The following is a 21,113-nucleotide window of genomic DNA, read 5'->3' as shown; positions in this document are numbered from 1 at the left end:
AAGCCTGCCCGGCTTCGTCCAGCCTATGGCACCCGAACCCATGTCAAATCGGGCCTCGGTGGGTGCGCTGCGGGTCCGATGGGGCTGGGTTGGGGGAGTGGATGTGCGGGTGGCGGGGTGTTGTTGGTCGGTTGTGGTGGTGGTGGGGTTAGGCGCCGAGGGCGTTGGACATCGGGTGGTGTGGTGCGGAGTCGGCGAGGAGGAACCTGACCTCGTCGGCTACGCGGCGGACGTCGGCGGGGGCGACTACGGCGCAGTGGACGCCGCGGGCGGCTACTTCGACGGCCAGGCACTCGGTGTAGGCGATGGCTGCGGCGCGTGATGCGGCGTAGGCGGCGATGCCGGAGCGGGGGACCGCGACGACGTGGGCGGGCACCATGACGATGGTTCCCCGGCCCCGGTCGACCATTCTGGTGGCCACGGCGCGGGAGACGTTGAACACGCCGTTCACGTTGACGGCGAAGCTGTGTGCCCAGTCGTCGTCGCTGATGGACAGTGCCGGGCCCGGTCGTAGTGCGCCTGCCATGGCGACGAGGGCGTCGATGGCGCCGAACTGGCGTTCGACCTGGTCCACGAGGGCGTCCACGGCGGCGCTCGACGTCACGTCGATCTGCCTGCCCGCTATCCGCAGGCCCTGCGCCTGGAGCCGTTCGACGAGGTCGGCGAGTCTGGCCCCGTCGCTGTCCACGGCCGCTACCAGCGCGCCCTGCCTGGCCAGTGACTCGACCACCTCGGCGCCCAGCGGTGAACAGGCCCCGGTGATCAGTGCGATCTTGTGGTGGAATTCGTCGGCATTCATCCCCAGTGCTCCCCAGTTGCTGCCCCCGGTGTTGAACGTAATGGCCACCACACGACTAGGGAACTACCCGCGTGAGTAGTCGGAAAGGGTGGATCGGGTGCGCGGGTGAAATATGCCTCCCGCGCAGGTCCGGGCAATGACGGACGCCTAGACTCGGCAGCCGTGGTCCACCAGCCGATGATCGCCCCCAGCATCCTGTCCGCCGATTTCGCCCGACTCGCCGACGAGGCCGCCGCGGTGTCGTCGGCGGACTGGTTGCACGTGGACGTCATGGACGCGCACTTCGTGCCGAACCTGACCATCGGCCTGCCGGTGGTGAAGTCGCTGCGCAAGGCGACCGACCTGCCGCTGGACTGCCACCTGATGATCGACGACCCGGACCGGTGGGCCATCGGGTACGCGGAGGCGGGCGCGTACAACGTGACCGTGCACGTGGAGGCCGCGAACGATCCCGTCCGGTTGGCGAAGGACCTGCGTGCGGCGGGTGCGAAGGCCGGCCTGTCGCTGAAGCCGGGCACGGCGCTGGAACCGTACGTGGACGTGCTCAAGCATTACGACACGCTGTTGGTGATGTCGGTCGAACCGGGGTTCGGCGGTCAGTCGTTCATGGTCGAGGTGCTGGACAAGGTGCGGACGGCACGTCGGTTGGTAGACACGGGACACCTGCGGTTGGTGGTCGAGATCGACGGCGGCATCAACGCGGACACCATCGAGCAGGCGGCCGAGGCCGGGGTGGACTGCTTCGTGGCCGGGTCGGCGGTGTACGACGCGGCGGATCCCGGTGTTGCCCTGGAGCGGCTGCGCGAGCAGGCGGCGCGCGCCCGGTGAACCTGGACGAGGCGATGGCGCTGGCCATCGCGGCCAGTGAAGGGGTCCGAGGCACCACCAGTCCGAACCCGCCGGTGGGGTGCGTGATCCTGGACGCCGACGGCCGCGTGGTCGGTGAGGGCGCCACCAGGCCCCCCGGTGGGCCGCACGCCGAGGTCGTCGCGCTGGCTCGGGCGGGGGACCGGGCGCGGGGTGGCACGGCGGTCGTGACGTTGGAGCCGTGCAGCCACTACGGGCGGACGCCGCCGTGCACCGAGGCGTTGCTGGGCGCGGGTGTGGCGCGGGTGGTGCACGCCGTCGCCGACCCGAACCCGAAGGCCGCGGGTGGTGCCGAGGTGTTGCGGGCGGCCGGGGTCGCGGTGGAGTCGGGGGTGTCGGCCGGTGAGGTGGAGCGTGGCCCGCTGCGTGCCTGGTTGCACTTCGCGCGGACCGGGCGGCCGCACGTGACGTGGACCTACGTCGCCGCCCTGGACGGCGGGTCGGCGATCGGTTCTGTTGAGTCGCGGGCGGAGATGGGCGAGTTGCGGGCGAAGGTTGACGCGATCGTGCTGAGTGCGGACGAGGTTCGCGCCGATGGTCCGCAACCGGCCGCGCGGGCGGCGCGTCCGGGGCAGGATGTGGGCGGGCAGCCGGTGCGGGTCGTGGTGGGCGACCTGCCGGTGCCGGACGACGAGGCGGAGACCATGCACGTGCGCACGCACGACCCGGACCTGGTGCTGGCCGCGTTGGCCGCGCGAGGCGTGGTCGACGTGCTGCTGGAGGGCGGGCCTACGCTGGCGGGTGCGTTCGCGGGAGCGGACCGCGTCGACCGGGTGCTCGCCTACCTCGCCCCGCGGCTGCGGGGCGGCGCGGGGGTGTCGACTGTCACCGAGGCGGTCGGATTGGTCGTCGAGCAGGTCAGTATGTGCGGGCCGGACGTGCGGGTTTCCGCAGTGGCCGCACGCTAAGGAGGAACGGTGTTCACCGGGATCGTCGAGGAGTTGGGTGAGGTCGTCGCCGTCACCGACCTGCCGGACGCGGCGCGCGTCACCATCGCGGGTCCGCTGGTGACCAGCGACGCGAAGCACGGCGATTCGATCGCGGTCAACGGCGTGTGCCTCACCGTGGTGGACGTCGCCGACGGCGCGTTCACCGCGGACGTGATGCGCGAGACGCTGACCCGCAGCAGCCTGGCCAAGGTCGCCGAGGGCGACCCGGTCAACCTGGAGCGCGCCGCCGCCGTCGGCCAGCGCCTGGGCGGCCACATCGTGCAGGGCCACGTGGACGGCACCGGCGTGGTGCTGGCCCGGGAGAAGGCCCAGCACTGGGAGGTCGTCCACATCGGACTGCCCCCGGGCCTGGCCCGGTACGTGGTGGAGAAGGGCTCGATCACCGTGGACGGCGTGTCGCTGACCGTGGTGTCGGCCTCGGAGAACGACTTCTCGGTCAGCCTGATCCCGACCACGTTGGACCTGACCACCCTCGGCCGGCGCGTGCCGGGCGATCACGTCAACCTGGAGGTGGACGTGCTCGCGAAGTACGTCGAGCGGCTCGCGCTGCCCCACCTGCGCGCCGAGGAGGCCCGGTGAAGGACTTCGCCGACATCGAGCGGGCCATCGCGGACATCGCCGCGGGCAGGCCCGTCGTCGTCGTGGACGACGAGGACCGCGAGAACGAGGGCGACCTCATCTTCGCCGCGGAGAAGGCCACGCCGGAGCTGCTGGCGTTCATGGTCCGCTACACGTCCGGGTACGTGTGCGTGTCGCTGACCGAGAGCGACTGCGACCGGCTGGACCTGCCGCCGATGTACCACACGAACCAGGACCAGCGCGGCACCGCGTACACCGTGACCGTGGACGCCCGGGAGGGCATCTCCACCGGTATCTCGGCGGCGGACCGGGCCTACACGATCCGGTTGCTGGCCGACCCGGACGCCACCGCGAAGGACTTCAACCGGCCCGGTCACGTGGTGCCGCTGCGCGCGCGTGACGGTGGCGTGCTGCGCCGCGCCGGGCACACCGAGGCGGCCGTCGACCTGGCGAGGCTCGCGGGGTTGGCGCCGGCGGGCGTGCTGTGCGAGATCGTGTCGCAGAAGGACGAGGGCGACATGGCCCGCCGCGACGAGCTGCAGGTGTTCGCGGACGACCACGACCTGGCGCTGGTCACCATCGCCGACCTGATCGCCTACCGGCGGCGGGTGGAGACGCAGGTGGTGCGGGTCGCCGAGGCGCGCATCCCGACCGCGCACGGCACGTTCACGGCGGTCGGCTACGACAGCAAGCTCGACGGCATCGAGCACATCGCGATGGTCTACGGCGACCTGGGCGACGGCGAGGACGTGCTGGTCCGGGTGCACTCCGAGTGCCTGACGGGCGACGTGTTCGGCTCGCTGCGCTGCGACTGCGGCCCGCAGCTGGACGCGGCGCTGGAGGCGGTGGCCGCGCAGGGGCGTGGCGTCGTGCTCTACATGCGCGGGCACGAGGGCCGCGGCATCGGCCTCATGCACAAGCTGCAGGCGTACCAGTTGCAGGACGGCGGCGCGGACACGGTGGACGCGAACCTGGGGTTGGGGCTGCCCGCCGACGCCCGCGACTACGGCACCGGCGCGCAGATCCTGTCGTCGCTGGGCATCAAGTCGATGCGGTTGCTGACCAACAACCCGGCCAAGCGGGTGGGCCTGGAGGGCTACGGCCTCACGGTGCTGGACCGGGTGCCGTTGCCGATCTCGCCCAACCCGGAGAACCTGAGGTACCTGCGCACCAAGCGCGACCGGATGGGCCACGAGCTGCACCAGCTCGAACAGTACGAGGCGTTGGGCCAGGGTGGCGCGGTGGTGTCCACCACGGAAGGAGCGGAATGAGCGGCGAAGGGCGACCCGAGGACGTCGTCCCCGACGCGGCGGGGCTGACGTTGGGCGTGGTGGCCACGCGCTGGCACACGAAGATCACCGACAACCTGGTCGAGCGGGCGTTGGCCGCGGCGGCGGAGGCCGGTGTCGCCTCGCCGACGGTGGTGCGGGTCGCGGGCGCGGTGGAGCTGCCGGTGGTGGCGCAGGAGCTGGCCCGCACGCACGACGCCGTGGTGGCGTTGGGCGTGGTGATCAGGGGCGGCACGCCGCACTTCGAGTACGTGTGCGACGCGGTGACCGCGGGGTTGAACCGGGTCGCGCTGGACTCGTCCACGCCCGTCGGCAACGGCGTGCTCACCACCAACGACGAGGACCAGGCGTTGGCCCGCGCCGGGTTCCCCGAGTCGGTGGAGGACAAGGGGTTCGAGGCGTGCGTGGCGGCGTTGGACACGGCCCTCGTGCTGCGCGGGCTGCGAGCGGGCTCGTGAGGGCCGCCGTGGCCGCCGACGTGGTCGAGTTCCGGCCGAAGAGGATCCGCGTGGTGTCCTGGGCCAGCGCGGTGTTCCTGGTCGCGGTGTTCACCGTGGTGGGCCTGCTGCTGGGCGACACGCCGACCGGCGTGATCTTCCGGACCTCCGACCAGGTGGCGATGATCTTCCTGGGTGTGCTGCTGGCGTGCGGCATGTTGCTGCTGGCCAGGCCGCGCGTGCGGGCCGACGCCGAGGGGGTGGAGGTGCGCAACGTGGTGACGGTGCACCGCTTCACCTGGTCGCAGGTGCTGCACGTGTCGTTCCCGGACGGCGCGTCGTGGGCCCGGCTGGAGCTGCCGGACGACGAGTACGTGTCGATCATGGCCGTGCAGGCGGTGGACCGCGACCACGCCGTCGCCGCCGTCCGCGCCCTCCGCGACCTGCACCGAGCCGCCACCCACTGACCCCACCGGCCCACTGACCCCCACCGACCCGCGAGTCGAACCCTCACGTCCCGCGTGTCCTACGTTCAGGACGCGCGTGTCCTACGTTCAGGACCCCCGAGTTGAACGTTCGCGTACCCGGTCGGGCCCTGGGACGTAAGCGCTGATCGTCGTGGTGCCGTTGGCCGACCGGTGTCCCCCAACGGCACCCTTGTAGGGGTTGGGACCCCTGCCTAGGTTCGGGTGATCTACGAGCTTATGGGGGTCCGCACATGCGCAGACGTTCACTCCTCACCGGTGCCGCGGCGGTGGCCGGCGCGGTGACGCTCGGGCTGAACCCGGCCGCACGGGCACAGCGGCCGGGTGCGGCCGGGTTGCCCGACCTGTCCATCGGGGACTACCCGGTGGTGGGCCGGGTGCGGGCGCGCAAGGCGATGGAGCACCTGCGGGTGCTCAGCGACCGGATCGGCCAGCGCATCGGCGGCACGGAGTCCGAGCACCGGGCCCGTGACTACCTCGCCTCCGTGCTGCGCGACCTGCGCTACCAGGTGACGCTCCAGCCGTTCACCGTGCCGGACAAGTACCTGTCCCAGCTGACGGTCGGGGCGGACACGTGGAACGCGGGCGCGTCCCGGTTCGGCGCGCTCGGCGTCACGGCCACCGGCCCCGTGGTCGACCTGGACACCGGCGCCTCCCTGCCCGCGGACCTGACCGGGAAGGTCGCGCTGCTGGTGAACGTGCCCAGCGGCTCCACGGCGGTGCTGGACGCGGCACGGCTGGGCGCGGCCGCGGTGCTGATCGGTCGGGTGTCGGTCCCGCCGGCGGGCAAGACCAGCGCGTTCTCCCCGACCCTGACCGCGAACGTCACCGTGCCGGTGCTGGGCATCGCGCAGGTGCACGTGGAGCGCCTGCGGGCGGCGGGCGCCGTCACGGTGACCGTGTCCACCACCCACCTCGCGGGCCTGACCTCGTACAACGTCATCGCCGACCGCCCCGCCACGTTCCCCCGGGACGACGGCGTGGTCATGGTGACCGCCCACTACGACAGCGTGCCCGGCTCACCCGGCGCGAACGACGACGGCAGCGGCACGGTGCTGACCCTCGAACTGGCCCGCGTCCTGCGCCACCTGCCGACGCACAAGGCGCTGCGGTTCGCGCTGTGGGGTTCGGAGGAGCAGGGCCTGCTCGGCTCCCGCTACTACGTCAACCAGCTGACCGACGCGGACGCCGCGCGCATCGCGGGCGTGTTCCAGAACGACATGGTCGCCACCAGCCACGGCCCCGCCTCCGCCTACTGGCTGCTCTCGGTGGACGGCGGCGACAACGCCACCACCGCGCAGGTCGCCGCGGCCGCGGCACGCCTGGGCTACGGCGCGCAGGTGCACGGCCCGGTGCCGCGCGGCAGCAGCGACCACGTGCCGTTCCACGAGCGCAAGATCGCCGCGGCGAACTTCAGCTGGCGCGGCGAGGAGGGCCCGCACCAGCTGGAACCGCTCTACCACACCCCCGAGGACACCATCGCGCAGAACGTGAGCCCGGACCGCCTGCAGGTCTCGCTGGAGCTGATCGGTGCCGCCGCCTACCGTCTGGCCTGCACACGCGCCTGAACGACGGGACGGCATGACGACTTACGAAGACCTGACCTCCTACGTGTACTGGCGCGAGGAGCCGGAGGAGACGGCACCGACGGTGAACGTCGGCTGGTTGGGCCGCGGTTCCCGGTTCGAGGTCGGCGAACCGGAACCCGGCCTGGTGGAGGCCCTGCTGGAGCTGGCCTCGTTCCACCGGATGCACGCCACCCGGGGCTGGCACGGTTGCGAGCTGTGCGGACCGGAGGGCACGTACCCGGTGCGGGTGCCGTTCGAGCGCGCGTCCGGGGGCGAGGTCACGCTCGGCAGCGCGGAGATCCACGTCCCCGGTGCGGACGGCGTCGTCTACGCGGCGCCGAACCTGGTGTGCCACTACGTCGAGCGGCACCACTACCGGCCGCCGGCGGAGTTCGTCCGCGCGGTGTTCGCGGAGGCCGGAGCGCGCGCCCACGCGTGGGACGAGGTCAAGCGGTCCCTGCCCGTCGGCACGTCCGTGCGCGGCGTGGTCCGCAGCTACCACGGTTCGGGCCTGTGGTTCGACCTGGACGACTTCCCCGACGTGGCCGCCACCGTGCCGAACGAGCTGTACGGACCGGACGGCGCGGGTGCGGACCGGGAGCACGTCCGGTTCCGCGTGCCGACCGAAGCGGTGGTCGTGGGGCACGCCGAGCAGGGCCGGCGGGTCATCCTGCGGGTGTAGGCGCCCCACCGGCGGCCCGCAGCAGGCGTTCGGCGGTGGCCCGGAGGTGCTGCTTGAGCTCCTCCGGGCTCTCGACCTCGAAGTCGACGCCGATGGTCGCGATCCACGGCCCGACGTCCTCCAGCGCGGGTGTGCCGACCGTCAACCGGGTCCGCTCGTCGTCGATCCGCTCCAGCTGCACCGAGGTGTACGAGGTCCGGGCCGCGACCACGTCGTACGGGGCGTGCATGATCAGCCTGGCCTCGTGCGGGTACGCCGCGACGGACAGCTGCCGCGACACGTACGACGCCAGGTCGTCCGCCGGTGGCTCGCGCGGCGCGCAGCGGGCGCCCAGGGTCGGCTCCTGCTCGATCCGGTCCACCCGGAACGTCCGCCAGTCCTCCTTGTCCACGTCCCACGCCACCAGGTACCACCGCCGCCCGGTGTGGGCCAGGCCCAGCGGTTCGACGTGCCGCCGGGTGGACCCGTCGCGGCCCGCGTACCCGAACCGCAGCCGCTGGCTGTCCCGGCACGCGACCGCGATCGTGGTCAACGTGCCCGAGTCGACCTGCGTCACGCGCGCCGGCAGCGCGACGGTGTGCGCCTGCAGCGCGTTCACCCGCCGCCGCAGCCGGGACGGCAGCACCTGCTCCAGCTTGGCCAGGGCGCGCACCGACGTCTCCTCGATGCCGGCGACGGTGCCGTTGGCGGCCGTGCGCAACCCGACCGCGACCGCCACGGCCTCGTCGTCGTCCAGCAGCAGCGGGGGCAGCTCGGCGCCCGCGCCCAGCTGGTAGCCGCCGGACACGCCCGGCGCGGCGTTGACCGGGTAGCCGAGGGTGCGCAGCTTGTCGACGTCGCGGCGCACGGTCCGGACGTCGACGCCGAGCCGGTGCGCGAGGTCCGCGCCGGTCCAGTCGCGGCGGACCTGCAACAACGACAGCAGCTTGAGCAGGCGCGCCGAGGTTTCCAGCATGCACCGCAGTCTGCCGGCTATCGCGGACGACTCCTGTCCTCGTTTCAGCCGCGTCGGGCGCCTTCCGGCCACACGACCACCACGGGCACGCCCGACGCGCGCGCCGTCTCGACGACGTCCGCCGTGCCGCCCCGCCCGTCGGGCGGCTGCCCGTCCCACACGGCGATCAGCAGCTCCACCGACGCGAGCATCCGCTCGTTCGCCATCACGTAGGCGTGCCGCCCCGACAGCTCGTTGGGCAGCACGCTGACCACGTGCGCCCGTGCCAGCAGCTCGTCGTAGTCGGCCCGCTTCTCCGGTTTCAGCCTGTCCCGGTAGTCCATCGCGGGCAGCACCACCTCGACCCGGCCGCCCAGCTCCAGCACCACCCGCGCGAACAGCTGGTCCGCGCCCGGCGCCAGGCAGGTCACCCCGACCAGGGATGACCCGCCCGCCGCCTCGGCCTCCAACGCCGCGCGGATGGCCTCGCGCACGGCGTCGACGCAGTCGGGCGCCAGCTTGCTGTGCCCGGTGACTCCCACCCGCATCGCTAGGCCGTCCGCACCCCGCGGATCGCCTCACGGGTGTCGCGCACGACCGCCAGGTCGCGGTGCAGCTCGGCCTCCTTGGCGAAGTCCTGCAGCTTGCGCACCACCCGCCCGGACGCCAGACCCGCCGCCGTCGGCAGCACCTGCTGGATCAACCCGCACGCCTCCTCCGGCTCGCCCGCCACCATCTTCGTGCGGGCCAACCCGATGACGTCGAACGCCCGGTTGCGCACCCGTGCCGGGTCGCGCAGGGACAGCGCCCGCCGGATGTGCTGCTCCGCCAGCGGCGCCTGCTTCGGGTCGTGCCCGGCCAGGTCCCGCATCCGGGCGCCGATGACCCCTTCCAGCTCCGCCTCGTCGAACGTGTCCAGCCACCACGGGTCCGAACCGGGCCGCCGCTGCGCGAAGCTGTCCTGAGCCTGCCCGACCGCCCGGTGGAACTCCCGGACGCGACCCATCTGGGCGTAGGCCCACGCCTCGCGGGTCAGCAGGAGCGCCTGCAACGTCGGGGTGGCGTTGCGCCTGGTGCCGTACTGGCCCAGCTGGACCAGCTCCAAACCGTCCTCGGGGCGGCCCAGGTCGAACATCTGCCTGGCCATCGCCGCCAGGCACAGGGCGGCGAACGGGTCGTTGCGCCCGGCCTTCGCCATGCGCACCCCGAGCACGTAGTACCGCTGCGCCGCGTCGTGCATGCCCGCGTCCCACGACATGCTGGCCGCGACCTTGGACAGCTCGGCCCCGATGAAGAAGGCCCGTTCCGTCGTCGGGCCCGCCGGCGCGCGCGACAACCGCTCGGCCAGTTCCTCCAACTGCCCGAGCACCGCCTTGCGGGCCAGTCCGTACCCGCCTCGTCCGCCCCACCCGCGCAGCCCGTCGGCGACGTGCTGCAACGCCGCCAACTCCTCCTCGCTGATCGCCGCGCTGGACGACCACTTGGACAGGGGCTGCAAGGGGTGGAGCCACCGCTGGAGCGGTTCGACCAGTGCGGGACCCATCGCCACCGCGGCGGCTCCGGTGAGCGCCGCTCGTCTGCTGATCGCCAAGTCGTTCCTCGCCGTCTCCTCGACCGATCTGGCAATGCTCGACGCGTCCCACGCCGCGGCGAGCACATCGGGCGGGGCGCCGCGATCGGCGTCCGCCTGGCTTGGGATTCCGACGCGGTCGAACCACAGCCGGTCGGCCGGGATGCCGAGCGCCCGCGCGAAGTGGCGGAGGCGGTCGATCCGGTCGATCGGGTTCTCACCGGTCTCGTACCGGGACAGCTGCGCCTGGGAGATCCCCAACCAGGCCGCCATGCGGTCCTGGGTGACGCGGCTGACGTGCTGGGGGTGGTGCCGGTAGGCGGCGAGGAGGGCACCCATGTTCCGGTCGGCGAACGCGGCGGCCATCGCCTCCTGGTCCCAGAAGTCCCCGGGAACCTCGGGTGGTCCGTAGAGCTCGGTCCGCGCGTTGCGGCGACAACGCTGGCAGAGCCGGTCGGTGTTGTCGGCGGCGATCAACGCCCCGCACGTCGGGCATGCGCGCCTGGTACTGGCTGCTCTTCGAGCTTTCCGTTCCATGGCTCGCTCCCGTCACTGAGCGTGGTCACCAGTGTATAGAGATGTGATCAGGAGTCCATGCATTTCGTGCATAAGGACGGGTCGGCCCCCGTTCGGGGCCTCCGTGACGACCGGTGGTGGATGGGCGGGATCCGCCGGCTGCATGGATCCGACCCGATAACGGTGTGGTGCAACGTCCCGATCGGTCGGACCCTGCGTGTGTGCCAGTGCCGGGGACGACCCCGCGGCCCGCGCACGCCGCCCGCTCCACCCGACCGGGGAGGGACCTCCGCCGATGAGCATCACCGCTGCCACCACCGCCGACAACGGCCCGCGCTACGGGCCACGCGACCGCGCGCACCAGCAGGCACTCGGTGAGGCGATCGCGGGCTACCGGTTGCTGGGCTGGAAGGTGTCCGTCACCGAGCAGGGCGTCTTCCTGCCGCTCGGACCCGCCACCACCGCCCTGGCCATGCCCGCCCGCATCGGCTCGCGCGTCCTGGCCGACCTCAAGGCCCGGATGCTCGCCGGTCCCGTCACCGTCATCCCCGGCCCGCGGGAGCACTGGATCTTCCTCGCCGAACTGGTCGCCCTGCTGCCCACGCACCTGAAGGCGCCCGCCGAGGTCCAGTTCGTCCGCTCGCCGCAGCGCATCGCGCTGCCGCCCACGATGACCCGGTACGGGTCGCTGCGGTGGGCGAACCCGCCGTCGCACTCGCGGCACTGGTTCCCGCCGTTCACGGCGGTGCTGGCGCTGGCCCGGACGGCGGTGGCCAGGGACCGGTAGGCGAGGATGGGCGGGTGGACCGACGGACGCTGCTGTGCGGGCTGCTCGCCCTGACCGCCTCCGCGACCGCCTGCGGCACGGGCGCGCCGACGCGTCGGCCCGGCGTCGGCTCGGCCCGTGCGGGGGACCGCGTCGCCGGGCTCGCCGACGTCCCGGTGGGCTCCGGCGCCCTGGTCGACGTCGGCGGTGACGGCCAGTTGCTGCTGGTCAGGCCGTCGGAGTCGGAGGTGCGGGCGTTCCACCCGGCGTGCCCGCACCAGGGCACGACGGTGAACCCGCCCGCCGGGGGCGTGATCACCTGTCCGACGCACCGCTCCGCGTTCGACCCGACGACCGGGGCGGTGCTGTCCGGCCCGTCACCGCGGGGGTTGGCGGAAGTCGCGGTGACGGTGTCCGGGCCCGACGTGTTGCTTTCCTGAAGATCGCGTCTCAAGGGGTGGGGGGTTGAACCCCGCTTCACGTGGTGTCGTATTGCCTGTGTGGCCGAACGACCACCCACCACGTAGCGGAGGACCTGCTTTGAGTTCAACGGAGAAGACAGAGCTGTCCCGTCGCTCGGTGCTGTGCGGCGTGCTCGTCGCGCTGGCGGTGCCGGGCGGCCTCGCCGCGTGCAGCAGCGGGTCCACCCCGAGCGGCACCGGCACCACCGGCGGCGGCACGACACCGGCCGGCGGCGGCACCACCCCGGCCGGGCCCGCGATCATCGCGGCGCTGGCCGACGTGCCCGACGGCGGCGGCGCGATCGCCGGCAACCCGGCCAACAGCAAGCCGCTCGTCCTCGTCCGCACCGGCGACACGGTCAAGGCCTACGACGCCACGTGCCCCCACCAGGGGACCGCGGTGTCGCCGCCGGAGGGCGGCGTGATCACGTGCCCGAACCACGGCAGCACGTTCAACGCCGCGGACGGCCAGGTGACGAAGGGCCCGGCCACCACGGGCCTGAAGGAGGTCCCGGTGAAGGTGGAGGCCGGGCAGATCGTGCCGGCCTGAACACGCACCCGGCCGGGTCCGCCCACCCGGCCGGGGACCGCGTGGAACCGGTTGTCAGGGGGCGCACGTACGCTTGCTCCGTGGCCGATCCGTCGACCTATCGCCCTGCGACAGGCACCATCCCCGAAGCCCCCGGCGTGTACAAGTTCCGCGACGCCGGCGGGCGCGTGGTCTACGTCGGCAAGGCCAAGAGCCTGCGCCAACGCCTGAACTCGTACTTCGCGGACATCGCCGGCCTGCACCCGCGCACCCGGCAGATGGTGACCACCGCCGCGAGCGTCGAGTGGACGGTCGTCGGCACCGAGGTCGAGGCCCTCCAGCTGGAGTACAACTGGATCAAGGAGTTCGACCCGCGGTTCAACGTCCGCTACCGCGACGACAAGTCCTACCCGGTCCTCGCCGTGACGTTGCACGAGGAGTTCCCCCGCCTGCACGTCTACCGCGGCCCGCGCCGCAAGGGCGTGCGCTACTTCGGCCCGTACGCGCACGCCTGGGCGATCCGCGAGACGCTGGACCTGCTGCTGCGGGTGTTCCCCGCGCGCACCTGCTCGGCGGGGGTGTTCAAGCGCCACGGCCAGATCGGCCGCCCGTGCCTGCTCGGCTACATCGACAAGTGCTCGGCGCCGTGCGTGGGCCGGGTCGACGCCGACGAGCACCGCGACATCGTCGAGGACTTCTGCGACTTCCTCGCGGGCCGGACCGACTCGATGGTGCGCCGGCTGGAACGGGAGATGACGGCCGCCGCCGAGGAGCTGGAGTTCGAGAAGGCCGCCCGCCTGCGCGACGACCAGGCCGCGCTCAAGCGGGCGTTGGAGAAGCAGGCCGTGGTCCTCGGTGACGGCACGGACGCCGACGTGGTCGCGTTCGCGCAGGACGACCTGGAGGTGTCGGTCCAGGTCTTCCACGTGCGCGGCGGCCGGGTGCGCGGCCAGCGCGGCTGGGTGGTCGACAAGGTCGACGAGACCGGCGTGACGGGCCTGGTCGACCAGTTCGTCACCCAGTTCTACGGCGAGCAGGTCGAGTCGGCGCGGGTCAGCGGCGTGGAGTCGGCGCCGGTGCCGCGCGAGGTGCTGGTGCCGGAGCTGCCCGAGGACGCCGAGGCGGTCGAGAAGTGGCTGTCGGGCCTGCGCGGCGGCCGGGTGGCCCTGCGCGTGCCGCAGCGCGGCGACAAGCGGGCCCTCATGGAGACGGTGGAGCGCAACGCCAAGGAGGCGTTCCAGCAGCACAAGCTGCGCCGCGCGGGCGACCTGACGGCCCGGTCGGCGGCGTTGCAGGAGCTGCAGGAGGCGTTGGGCCTGGACACCGCGCCGCTGCGGATCGAGTGCACCGACATCAGCCACGTGCAGGGCACCGACGTGGTGGCGTCGCTGGTCGTGTTCGAGGACGGTCTGGCGCGCAAGTCCGAGTACCGCCGGTTCGCCGTGCGCGAGGGCGCGGACCAGGGCGACGTCGGCTCGATCGCCGAGGTGGTGCGGCGGCGGTTCCAGGCCTACCTGCGCGACAACCGGGACGGCCCGAACCCCGGCATCGACCCGGAGACCGGCAAGCCGCGCAAGTTCGCGTACGCGCCCAACCTGCTGGTCGTGGACGGCGGCGCGCCGCAGGCGCAGGTAGCCTCCGACGTCTTGGCGGAGCTGGGCATCACCGACGTCGCCGTGGTGGGCCTGGCGAAGCGGCTGGAGGAGGTGTGGGTGCCCGGCGAGCCGGACCCGGTGATCCTGCCCCGCACCAGCGAGGCCCTCTACCTGCTGCAACGGGTGCGCGACGAGGCGCACCGGTTCGCGATCGCCTACCACCGGCAGAAGCGGTCCAAGCGGATGACGACGTCCGCGCTGGACGAGGTGCCGGGTCTGGGGCAGACGCGCAAGGCCGCGCTGCTGCGGCACTTCGGCTCGCTGAAGAAGTTGCGCGAGGCGAGCGTCGAGGAGATCAGCGGGGTGCCGGGAGTGGGCCGGCGCACCGCGGAGGCCGTGCACGCGTCGTTGAGCACGGCCGGGACCGGAGGACCGTCGGCGAAGCCGGCAATCGGGCAGCTGACGGCCGAGCCAGGAATCGAACACCGACAGGAGCACAAGTGAGCGCACCGGCCGGCGAGAAGTCCGGCATCGAAGTCGCCGTGGTGACGGGCCTGTCGGGGGCGGGCCGCAGCACCGCGGCGAAGTGCCTGGAAGACCTCGGGTGGTTCGTGGTGGACAACCTGCCGCCCGAGCTGATCGCCACCATGGTGGAACTCGGCGCGCAGGCCAGGGGCGCCATCACCAGGGTCGCGGTGGTGATGGACGTGCGCAGCCGCGCGTTCACCGAGGACCTGGCGGCGGTGATCAAGGACCTGGACGCGCGCGGCTACAAGCCGAAGGTGCTGTTCCTGGAGGCCACCGACGCGGTGCTGATCCGCCGGTTCGAGTCGGTGCGGCGCGGTCACCCGTTGCAGGCCGACGGTCGGCTGGCCGACGGCATCGAGAACGAGCGGATCCTGCTCACGCCGCTGCGCGAGGAGGCCGACCTGGTGCTGGACACCTCGGGGCTGTCGGTGCACCAGCTGCGGGCCAAGATCGAGGACACCTTCGGCACCGAGTCGGCGACCCGCACCAGGGTCACGGTGCTGTCGTTCGGCTACAAGTACGGCCTGCCGATGGACGCCGACCTGGTGATGGACGTGCGGTTCCTGCCGAACCCGTTCTGGATCCCGGAGCTGCGCGAGCAGACCGGCCTGGACGGCGACGTGCGCAACTACGTGCTCACCCAGGAGGGCGCGGACGAGTTCCTCGACCGCTACCACGAGCTGCTGCGGCTCATCGGCGCCGGCTACCGGCGCGAGGGCAAGCGGTACCTGACGCTGGCGGTCGGCTGCACCGGCGGCAAGCACCGCAGCGTGGCCATCTCCGAGGAGCTGGCGGGCCGGTTGGCCAGCGAGGACGGCATGGCGGTCAAGGTCGTCCACCGGGACCTGGGACGCGAGTGAGCGTCAGAGCGGTAGCGCTGGGCGGCGGGCACGGGCTGCACGCCACACTCACCGCCCTGCGCCGGGTGACCGACGACGTGACGGCCGTGGTGACGGTCGCGGACGACGGCGGCTCGTCGGGGCGGTTGCGCCGCGAGCTGGGCCTGCTGCCGCCCGGTGACCTGCGCAAGGCGATGGTGGCGCTGGCCGGCGGGGACTCGTCGAGCGCGCTGTGGGCGACGTTGTTCCAGCACCGGTTCGGCGGCACCGGCGCCCTCGCCGGGCACGCGGTGGGCAACCTCGTGCTGGCCGGCCTGCTGGAGCAGCTCGGCGACCCGGTCGCGGTGCTGGAGGCGGCGGGCCGGCTGCTCGGCGTGCGCGGACGCGTGCTGCCGATGTGCACCGAGCCGTTGTCGATCGAGGCCGACGTGACGGGGCTGGACGACGACGCGGACGTGGTGCGCCGCATCCGGGGCCAGGTGGCGATCGCCACCACGCCGGGGCGGGTGCAGCGGATCCGCCTCAACGGCCCGGGCGGTCCCGGTGAGGCGCCGCGCGGCTGCCCGCAGGCGGTGGAGGCGGTGCTGGCGGCGGACGTGGTGCTGCTCGGACCCGGCTCGTGGTTCACCAGCGTGCTGCCGCACCTGCTCGTGCCCGAGCTGCACGACGCGTTGGTCCGCACGTCGGCGCGCAAGGTCGTCGTGCTCAACCTCGTCCCCCAACCGGGGGAAACCGACGGCTTCTCGCCGGAGCTGCACCTCGACGTGCTGTGCGAGCACGCGCCGGCGCTGCGGGTGGACGCGGTGATCGCGGACGTCGACGCGGTGCCGGTGCCGGACCGGCTGCGCCGGGCCGCCGCAGCTCTCGGCGCTGCGGCGCACCTCGCGCCGATCGCGGTGGCGGGCGCGCCGGACCGGCACGACCCGACCGCGCTGGCGTCGAGCATCACCCGGGCGTTGGCCAGCCCTGCTGTCGGGACCGGCGGGGCGTCGAGTACAACCCTCCAGGAAGACCGGACGAGCAGGGGAGGCGAGGCGCCGTGGCGATGACGTCGGCGGTGAAGGACGAGCTGAGCAGGCTGGCCGTCTCGAAGACCTGCTGCCGACGCGCGGAGGTCGCCTCCCTCCTGCGCTTCGCCGGCGGCCTGCACATCGTCGGCGGACGGGTGGTCGTCGAGGCGGAGCTGGACCTGGGCTCCACGGCACGGCGGCTGCGCCGGGAGATCCACGAGCTGTACGGGCACCAGTCGGACGTGTTCACCATCACCTCCAGCGGCCTGCGCAAGGGCACCCGGTTCGTGGTGCGCGTGGTCAAGGACGGCGAGGGCCTGGCCAGGCAGACCGGTCTGCTCGACCCGCGCGGACGCCCGGTGCGCGGACTGCCCGCGCCGGTCGTGTCGGGCGGGGTGTGCGACGCGGAGGCGGCGTGGCGCGGCGCGTTCCTGGCACACGGCTCGCTCACCGAGCCGGGCCGGTCGTCGTCGATGGAGGTGACCTGCCCGGGGCCGGAAGCGGCGTTGGCGCTGGTCGGCGCGGCGCGGCGGATGGGCATCGGCTCGAAGTCGCGCGAGGTGCGCGGCGCGGAACGCGTGGTGCTCCGGGACGGCGACGCGATCGGCGCGATGCTGACCAGGCTGGGCGCGCACGACAGCGTGCTGGCCTGGGAGGAGCGCCGGATGCGCCGCGAGGTGCGTGCCACGGCGAACCGGCTGGCGAACTTCGACGACGCCAACCTGCGCCGTTCGGCCCGTGCCGCGGTCGCCGCCGCCGCGCGGGTGCAGCGCGCGCTGGAGATCCTGGGCGCCGAGGCGCCCGACCACCTGGCCGCGGCCGGCGCGCTGCGGCTGGCGCACCGCCAGGCGTCGCTGGAGGAGCTGGGCCAGCTGTCGGACCCGCAGATGACCAAGGACGCCGTGGCGGGCCGCATTCGCCGCCTGCTGGCGATGGCCGACAAGCGGGCGAAGGAACTGGGCATGCCCGACACCGAGTCCGCCGTGACCGCCGACATGCTCGACGCCGAAGTCTGACCCAACCCCCAACCCCCGCGTGTCCTACCTCCAGAACGCGCGTGTCCTACGTTCGGAACGACCGTGTCCTACGTTCAGGACCCCCGAGTTCAACGCTCAGGACGCGCCGTGGTTCGCCCGCGGCGCGTCCTAGCGGAGTCCCAGGGCGGCGACCAGCGGGTACGACAGGGACTTCACGTAGGTGTCGGTGAGGTGGTTGTCGCGGTAGACGACGACGTTGCCGATGACGGCCGGGCACGTGTCGGCGCGGCAGATCCAGTCGGTCAGGTCGACCACCCGCACGCCCGGCAGGCCGGCCGCGGCGTCGGCCAGCGGGTCGGTCGGCGAGCCGACGGCCTTCACCCGGGGCGTGTCGCAGTGGGCCGGGTCGTCCTCGTGGCGTTGCAGGCACGGCACGGCCGGGACACCCGGCCTGGGCAGCTCGCGGATCACCGCGACGGGGATGGCGGCCTCGGCCAGCGCGGCGAGCACGGTCCGGTAGCCGTGGACCATGTGCGCCGGCGACTCCCACGCCCAGTCCAGGTCCTTGAGGTAGGACTCGGGCGACATGGCGGCGGTGACCACCAGGTCGGGCGCCAGCTCGCGGATGTGGTCGAGCTTCTTCAGGTTGTCCTCGGAGCAGACCGTCAGCGGCATGCCCGCGCTCGACGGCGGCACGGTCGAGAACGGGCAGCCGCTGCGCACCATGACGTGCACCTGCCAGTCGTCGCCCGTCCCGCCCCGCACGAACCCGGCCAGGGCGGTGCTGAACTGCCCGGCGTGCGAGTCACCGACGACGACCAGGGTCTTGGCCGCGTCGGACTTGCCGTACACGCACGACGAGAGCCCATCGCCCAGGTCACGGGTGACGCAGTCGTCGTGCGGCCAGTCCTGTTCCGCCACGGCCGGCGCGGGTGCGAGCGCGACCCCGGCCGGCACCGACGGCGGGCGGCTCGGGTCCAGGGCCAACGCGCCGGGGTGCTCGGCGTCGATCACCGACCGGCCGCGCAGCCCGGCCAGCGTCGACTCGGCCGACGCCCAACCACCCGACGCGACCAGCACGGTCACCGCGACCAGCGCCGCGCCGATCCCGTACGTCGTGCGCCTGCGGCCGGCCGGTCGCCGGAACGGGTCCTCGACGAAGTGCTTGGACAACGCCGCCAGCACCAGACTCGCCCCGGCGGCGACCAGGACCTCCGTCCGGCTCAGCACCTCGCGTTCGGTCACCTCCAGCAGGAACACGATCACCGGCCAGTGCCACAGGTACAGGCTGTAGGAGACGTCACCGACGTAGGTCAGCGGCCGCAGGCCCAGCACGCGGGCCAGCGAGCCGTCCCGGGCGACCAGCACGGCGGCCGTGCCGACCGTCGGCAGCAGCGCGACCCAGCCCGGGAACGCCATGTCCGTGCCGAACCGGAACGCGCTCACCAGCACCGCCGCCAGGCCGCCCAAGGCGAGCAGCAGGCGTGCCGCCGCACCGAGCCGCAGCCGCGGCTGCGCCACCGCGGCCAGGCCGCCCAGGCCGAGTTCCCACATCCGGGTCGGCGTGACGAAGTACGCCGCGCCGGGGTCGACCGGCGTGTACCAGACCGAGAACGCCAGCGACGCGACCGTGATCACGCCGACCGCGACCGCGGCGTACCGCACCGGCCGGGCGCCCCGTCGTGCCGCCAGGACCGCCGCGCCCAGCAGCACCAGCGGGATGACCAGGTAGAACTGCTCCTCCACGGCCAGCGACCAGAAGTGCTGCACCGGTGACGCGCCCGCGGTGGCGTGCCCGTAGTCGTTCGACAGCACGGCCAGCAGCCAGTTCTGCGCGTTGACCGCGGAGAACACCACCTCCCGCAGCACGACGGGCCACCGCGACGTGGGCAGCAGCGCGAACACCGCGGCCGTGACGGCCAGCAGCACGACGGTGGCGGCGGGCAGCAGCCTGCGGATGCGGCGCGCGTAGAAGTCGAGCAGCCGCACCCGCCCGGTGCGCCGGATCTCGCCGGTGAGCGTGCCGATGATCAGGAAGCCCGAGATCACGAAGAACACGTCGACGCCGACGAATCCGCCGGGCAGCCGGTCGGGGCGCAGGTGGTAGAGGACGACCAGCCCGACGGCCAACGCCCGCAGACCCTGGATGTCGGCCCGGGCGGTGGGGCGGTCGGGGGCGCGGACGGGCGCGGGAGACGGTTCGTCGATTACCAGCGCCACTACCCACCGCCACGAGTTCGAAGAAAAAGCGGCGCAGCTTAACTCGGTGGTGTGGCTCTGGACGTAGCCCGTTCAGTGCATCGTGACAATACGTACACCTCCCGCGTGTCCTACCTCCAGAACGCGTGTGTCCCACGTTCAGAACGCGCGTGTCCCACGTTCAGGACCCCCGAGTTCAACGCTCAGAACGAGCACTGTGCGTCACCAGGCGCGCGTCCTGCACCCGGGCACGGAGCGTCATAGGCTGGGTGCGGGCGACCCCCACGCCGAGGCGCCGTGAGCCGCACTCCGGGGTCGCGAAACTGCCGCGACCGGGTTACTCCGAGGTAACAAGCCGGTCAAGCTGGATTTTCTTGTTCGATAAAGAGATCCTGGAGGTCCACGTGACCAGGGACGCAGGCCGGAGGCTAGGCTGACTCCCGGCTGCCTGGTCAGCCCATGACTGCACGCCCCTGGCGGACAACGCCAGTCGAGTACCGAGGAGACTCACCGTGACGGTTCGCGTAGGTGTCAATGGTTTCGGCCGCATCGGTCGCAACTTCTGGCGCGCCGTTCAGGCCAGCGGGCACGACATCGAGATCGTCGCCTTCAACGACCTCGGTGACGTCAACACGATGGCCCACCTGCTCAAGTACGACTCCATCCTCGGCCGCCTCGACGGCGAGGTGACCGTGACCGACGAGGGCATCGCGGTCGACGGCAAGGTCATCAAGGCCCTGGCCGAGCGCGACCCCGGCAAGCTGCCCTGGAAGGACCTCGGCGTCGACGTCGTCGTCGAGTCGACCGGCTTCTTCACCGACGCCTCGGCCGCGCGCAAGCACGTCGACGAGGGTGGCGCCAAGAAGGTCATCATCTCCGCGCCTGCCAAGGGTGAGGACCTCACCGTGGTGCTGGGCGCGAACGACGACCAGTACGACGGCTCGCAGACGGTCATCTCGAACGCCTCGTGCACCACGAACTGCCTGGCCCCGCTGGCCAAGGTGCTGCACGACAGCTTCACCATCGAGCGTGGCCTCATGACCACGATCCACGCCTACACCCAGGACCAGAACCTCCAGGACGCGCCGCACAAGGACCTGCGCCGCGCCCGTGCCGCCGCGCTGAACATCGTGCCCACCAGCACCGGTGCCGCGAAGGCGATCGGCCTGGTCCTGCCCGAGCTCAAGGGCAAGCTCGACGGTTACGCCCTGCGCGTGCCCGTGCCCACCGGCTCGGCCACCGACCTCACCGTCACCGTGGGCCGCGAGGTCACCGTGGACGAGGTCAACGCCGCCTACAAGGCCGCCGCCGACGGCCCGCTGAAGGGCTACCTGCGCTACAACACCGACCCGATCGTGTCGGCCGACATCGTCACCGACCCGGCGTCGTGCATCTACGACGCGCCGCTGACCAAGGTCATCGGCAACCAGGTCAAGGTCGTCGGCTGGTACGACAACGAGTGGGGCTACTCCAACCGCCTCGCCGACCTGGTCAACCTCGTCGCCAGCAAGCTCTGAGCGAAGAGACGGATCA

General features: G+C 72.5%; 21 protein-coding genes. 16 read left to right on the top strand and 5 right to left on the bottom strand.

The features are described 5' to 3' along the window. Positions 1 to 148 precede the first annotated feature (148 nt). Positions 149 to 799: an SDR family NAD(P)-dependent oxidoreductase gene (locus AB0K14_RS37200; RefSeq protein WP_360449752.1), complete on the bottom strand. Its 651-nt coding sequence runs from the start codon at positions 797 to 799 to the stop codon at positions 149 to 151. A gap of 162 nt (positions 800 to 961) precedes the next feature. On the opposite strand from AB0K14_RS37200, the gene rpe reads away from it, so the two are divergent. From rpe to AB0K14_RS37160, 8 genes are all read left to right on the top strand, one after another. Continuing rightward, positions 962 to 1,627, top strand: a complete 666-nt coding sequence (rpe, locus tag AB0K14_RS37195) for a ribulose-phosphate 3-epimerase (RefSeq protein WP_360449754.1) — start codon at positions 962 to 964, stop codon at positions 1,625 to 1,627. A gap of 14 nt (positions 1,628 to 1,641) precedes the next feature. Then, positions 1,642 to 2,574 (top strand): bifunctional diaminohydroxyphosphoribosylaminopyrimidine deaminase/5-amino-6-(5-phosphoribosylamino)uracil reductase RibD, encoded by a 933-nt coding sequence (gene ribD / locus AB0K14_RS37190; protein WP_360449936.1) that lies wholly within the window; start codon positions 1,642 to 1,644, stop codon positions 2,572 to 2,574. A 9-nt stretch (positions 2,575 to 2,583) separates the two neighbouring features. Beyond that, on the top strand, positions 2,584 to 3,195 hold the full coding sequence (locus AB0K14_RS37185; protein ID WP_360449757.1) for a riboflavin synthase: 612 nt from the start codon (positions 2,584 to 2,586) through the stop codon (positions 3,193 to 3,195). Further along, positions 3,192 to 4,466, top strand: a complete 1,275-nt coding sequence (locus AB0K14_RS37180; protein WP_360449759.1) for a bifunctional 3,4-dihydroxy-2-butanone-4-phosphate synthase/GTP cyclohydrolase II — start codon at positions 3,192 to 3,194, stop codon at positions 4,464 to 4,466. The genes AB0K14_RS37185 and AB0K14_RS37180 overlap by 4 nt, the downstream gene beginning before the upstream one ends. Beyond that, on the top strand, positions 4,463 to 4,942 hold the full coding sequence (gene ribH, locus AB0K14_RS37175; protein ID WP_360449761.1) for a 6,7-dimethyl-8-ribityllumazine synthase: 480 nt from the start codon (positions 4,463 to 4,465) through the stop codon (positions 4,940 to 4,942). The genes AB0K14_RS37180 and ribH overlap by 4 nt, the downstream gene beginning before the upstream one ends. Beyond that, complete coding sequence (locus AB0K14_RS37170; protein WP_360449764.1) at positions 4,939 to 5,388, top strand: PH domain-containing protein; 450 nt, start codon at positions 4,939 to 4,941, stop codon at positions 5,386 to 5,388. The genes ribH and AB0K14_RS37170 overlap by 4 nt, the downstream gene beginning before the upstream one ends. Positions 5,389 to 5,639: 251 nt before the next feature. Next, the gene (locus AB0K14_RS37165) at positions 5,640 to 6,974 is read left to right on the top strand and encodes a M28 family metallopeptidase (protein WP_360449766.1); all 1,335 of its coding nucleotides are present in this window, start codon (positions 5,640 to 5,642) and stop codon (positions 6,972 to 6,974) included. A gap of 13 nt (positions 6,975 to 6,987) precedes the next feature. Next, complete coding sequence (locus tag AB0K14_RS37160) at positions 6,988 to 7,656, top strand: hypothetical protein (protein ID WP_360449769.1); 669 nt, start codon at positions 6,988 to 6,990, stop codon at positions 7,654 to 7,656. On the opposite strand, the gene AB0K14_RS37155 is transcribed toward AB0K14_RS37160, so the two are convergent. Genes AB0K14_RS37155 through AB0K14_RS37145 form a run of 3 tightly spaced genes read right to left on the bottom strand, consistent with a single transcriptional unit; the run spans position 7,640 to position 10,637 of the window. Further along, positions 7,640 to 8,611, bottom strand: a complete 972-nt coding sequence (locus AB0K14_RS37155) for a YafY family protein (protein WP_360449772.1) — start codon at positions 8,609 to 8,611, stop codon at positions 7,640 to 7,642. The genes AB0K14_RS37160 and AB0K14_RS37155 overlap by 17 nt on opposite strands. Positions 8,612 to 8,655: 44 nt before the next feature. Beyond that, a complete protein-coding gene (locus tag AB0K14_RS37150; RefSeq protein ID WP_360449774.1) occupies positions 8,656 to 9,138 on the bottom strand; it encodes a hypothetical protein in 483 nt (160 codons plus the stop codon). Between the two features lie 2 nt (positions 9,139 to 9,140). Next, complete coding sequence (locus AB0K14_RS37145) at positions 9,141 to 10,637, bottom strand: helix-turn-helix transcriptional regulator (protein ID WP_360449776.1); 1,497 nt, start codon at positions 10,635 to 10,637, stop codon at positions 9,141 to 9,143. Positions 10,638 to 10,971: 334 nt separating this feature from the next. Between AB0K14_RS37145 and AB0K14_RS37140 the strand changes: the two genes are divergently transcribed. The 7 genes from AB0K14_RS37140 (at position 10,972) to whiA (ending at position 17,420) form a co-directional block, all read left to right on the top strand. After that, on the top strand, positions 10,972 to 11,463 hold the full coding sequence (locus AB0K14_RS37140) for a hypothetical protein (RefSeq protein ID WP_360449779.1): 492 nt from the start codon (positions 10,972 to 10,974) through the stop codon (positions 11,461 to 11,463). 14 nt (positions 11,464 to 11,477) lie between these two features. Continuing rightward, on the top strand, positions 11,478 to 11,882 hold the full coding sequence (locus tag AB0K14_RS37135) for a Rieske (2Fe-2S) protein (RefSeq protein WP_360449782.1): 405 nt from the start codon (positions 11,478 to 11,480) through the stop codon (positions 11,880 to 11,882). A gap of 100 nt (positions 11,883 to 11,982) precedes the next feature. Further along, entirely contained in the window at positions 11,983 to 12,453 is a 471-nt protein-coding gene (locus AB0K14_RS37130) for a Rieske (2Fe-2S) protein (protein ID WP_360449785.1), read from the top strand. A gap of 80 nt (positions 12,454 to 12,533) precedes the next feature. Next, the gene (uvrC, locus tag AB0K14_RS37125) at positions 12,534 to 14,531 is read left to right on the top strand and encodes an excinuclease ABC subunit UvrC (RefSeq protein WP_360449787.1); all 1,998 of its coding nucleotides are present in this window, start codon (positions 12,534 to 12,536) and stop codon (positions 14,529 to 14,531) included. Beyond that, entirely contained in the window at positions 14,528 to 15,415 is an 888-nt protein-coding gene (gene rapZ, locus AB0K14_RS37120; RefSeq protein ID WP_360449790.1) for an RNase adapter RapZ, read from the top strand. Before uvrC ends, rapZ begins: the two co-directional genes overlap by 4 nt. Further along, complete coding sequence (gene yvcK / locus AB0K14_RS37115; protein WP_360449793.1) at positions 15,412 to 16,443, top strand: uridine diphosphate-N-acetylglucosamine-binding protein YvcK; 1,032 nt, start codon at positions 15,412 to 15,414, stop codon at positions 16,441 to 16,443. The genes rapZ and yvcK overlap by 4 nt, the downstream gene beginning before the upstream one ends. Next, positions 16,434 to 17,420, top strand: a complete 987-nt coding sequence (whiA, locus tag AB0K14_RS37110; RefSeq protein WP_360449796.1) for a DNA-binding protein WhiA — start codon at positions 16,434 to 16,436, stop codon at positions 17,418 to 17,420. The genes yvcK and whiA overlap by 10 nt, the downstream gene beginning before the upstream one ends. A gap of 129 nt (positions 17,421 to 17,549) precedes the next feature. On the opposite strand, the gene AB0K14_RS37105 is transcribed toward whiA, so the two are convergent. Further along, positions 17,550 to 19,601 carry an acyltransferase family protein gene (locus tag AB0K14_RS37105; RefSeq protein WP_360449799.1) on the bottom strand — a complete coding sequence of 684 codons (2,052 nt, stop codon included), beginning with the start codon at positions 19,599 to 19,601 and terminating at the stop codon, positions 17,550 to 17,552. Between the two features lie 491 nt (positions 19,602 to 20,092). On the opposite strand from AB0K14_RS37105, the gene gap reads away from it, so the two are divergent. Then, entirely contained in the window at positions 20,093 to 21,097 is a 1,005-nt protein-coding gene (gene gap / locus AB0K14_RS37100) for a type I glyceraldehyde-3-phosphate dehydrogenase (RefSeq protein WP_073894620.1), read from the top strand. The last annotated feature ends 16 nt before the right edge of the window (positions 21,098 to 21,113 follow it).

Source organism: Actinosynnema sp. NPDC050801 (assembly GCF_040673975.1).
Classification (GTDB): domain Bacteria; phylum Actinomycetota; class Actinomycetes; order Mycobacteriales; family Pseudonocardiaceae; genus Actinosynnema.
This window is presented reverse-complemented; position numbering and strand designations above follow the sequence as displayed.